Origin of the sequence: Leptolyngbya sp. FACHB-36 (assembly GCF_014695955.1) — a bacterium.
In the GTDB taxonomy this organism is placed as follows: Bacteria; Cyanobacteriota; Cyanobacteriia; order Leptolyngbyales; family Leptolyngbyaceae; genus FACHB-36.
Genome location: NZ_JACJPG010000504.1, coordinates 1 through 2,142, shown reverse-complemented (window position 1 = coordinate 2,142; position 2,142 = coordinate 1). Strand labels below are relative to the sequence as shown.

Annotated in this window: 2 protein-coding genes; both read left to right on the top strand. The window is 54.7% G+C overall.

From position 1 onward, the window contains the following. A partial coding sequence (locus H6F43_RS14395) for a CHASE2 domain-containing protein (protein WP_190343425.1) occupies positions 1–1,455 on the top strand: 1,455 nt, incomplete at its 5' end. Continuing rightward, on the top strand, positions 1,448–2,101 hold the full coding sequence (locus H6F43_RS14390) for a hypothetical protein (RefSeq protein WP_190343424.1): 654 nt from the start codon (positions 1,448–1,450) through the stop codon (positions 2,099–2,101). The genes H6F43_RS14395 and H6F43_RS14390, both read left to right, overlap by 8 nt. The last annotated feature ends 41 nt before the right edge of the window (positions 2,102–2,142 follow it).

Below are 2,142 nucleotides of genomic sequence, written 5' to 3'. Positions count from 1 at the left end.
GGGCTGGCGATCGCCACCGCTCTGATTTCGCTGGGTGTCAGTCAGGTGGCGGTGATGCGGGAATCTATTTCCGATGCGGTGGCTCATGTGTTTTTGGCGCAGTTCTGCCACCAGCTCGCTCAGTTTCAGGATGTCCATACCGCTCTGCTAGAAGCCTGTCGCTATTTGGCAGCGGAGAAAATCTCCTACCCGTCTGCTTACTTAATTCCGTCGCTGTTTCGTCATCCCGCCGCGCCGCTGTTTCGGATCGAGCCGTCGCGGTTGAAGTGGCTGTGGCGGCAGTGGTGCCCGACGCGGAAGCAAGTGATCGCGCTGGCATCCCTGTCTCTGGTCAGCGTCATGACGCCAGTTCAAGCCTTTCTGGCTGACAACCGCTTTGCCACCCAAGCGATTTATCGCACCGTGACGCACCAGTTGCCAGCCGCCGCGCCGCCTCCGGTGACGCTGCTAGCGATCGACCAAGCCTCGATCGAGCGCAACGGCATTGATGCGTACAAAGTTAAACCGATGGATCGGGCGTATCTGGCAAGGCTGCTCGATCGGCTGCGGCAGCTAAACGTGCGAACGATCGGCATTGACTATTTGCTGGATGGCAGCGCCACAGAAGATGCCATTTTGGCAACGGCGGTTCGATCGGCGGTGCAGCAAAACACGCAATTGGTATTTGCAGCCCAACAGAGCGAAAACGGGCAGCCGATTCGCGTCAGCGATCGCATCACGACTGCCACAGGGACGCAATTGCCGCTCAAATCTCCGAATTCTCAGGAGCCTCGATCCAGTTCCAAGCCAATTTTGCATGGAGACGTGAACATTGCCGAGTGGCGAGTCATGCTACCGCCCTGTAAGCCAGAGTGTCCATTTGCCTATCAACTCGCGATCGCCCACTCACCGCCGCTGCCGCAGGTTCGTTCAGTGAGACTGTACCCAATTCTAGATTTCTCCCTGCCGCCGCCGCAGGTATACACCTCGTTGGCAGCCTGGGACTTTTTGGAGCGACCGTTGGACGACCCAACCCTAAAAAACCTGCATCAACAAATCGTAATCGTTGCCGCAGGTGGGTATGACCAAGCAGATGACAATTTTTCACTGCCGCTGGCAGTGGGCTACTGGCGATCGCGTCTGAACGAATCCAATCCGTCTCAAACGTTCACCGGAGGTGAAGCACACGCTTATGCGGTCCATCACTTACGATCGCAGCATCTCATTTGGGCAGTGCCAGATCTGTGGATGGTTTTGATTGCAGCAGTTTTGGGCAAGGCGGCAGCGCTGCTGCTGTTAAACCAATCCTATTCGCAGCGACGGCGATCGATCGTCCTTTTTGCTGCAGGCACGATCGTTTATGGCTGGATTGTCTTGCAGGTGTTTATCACGTTGCTGCTGCAAATTCCTTGGTTTCTACCTGCTGCGCTAATTTGGAGCTACGTCTTACCCACGTTCAGGAGATCTGATGGCTAGCGTCAATCGAATGATGACCGTTCTGCTTGCACTAGGCACGATCGCCGTGGCGGCACCGACGATCGCGGCTCCCCGCCAACAATCGCCAATGGAGCGATTAATCAATTTGTTTAAACCCCGATCGCATCCCTCTGGAACGCGCGGCGCACTGTGTCTGATTACACCTGGCTACGCCGACACCCGCACCGTTTGGAGCGATCGTCCCTTGTTTGTGTGGCGAGAAGACGTTGGGCGCATCGTTGTGCAGCAGGAAGAAACAAATACCGTGGTGTGGAGCCAATCGCTGTCTACCAATCAGTACAGTACCGTTTATCAGGGAAAGCCGTTACAGGCAGGACAAACGTACGAGATTGTGTTTTTCGACGAGGCGGGGCAGCCGATCGTGACCGATGCGGATTTTAATCCAAAATTTACGATGCTGGATGCAGCAGAGCAGACTCGAATTGCCGCCGCGCTAACCACTGAAGAAAAACAGCTAAAAGCACAAAAAGCTACGCCAGAAACGATCGCGCTACACAGAGCAATTTATTTCTCACAGCAAAATCTCTGGTCTGATGCCTTGCAGGAGATTTATTTACTGCCACAAAAATCGTCACAGCTTACTCAGTTTATTCAATCCGCTTCTGCTGAAGCCTGCGGAGAATAATTGGCTATCAACGGAAGCGTCGAGCAGTCGGAGGGGTGGCA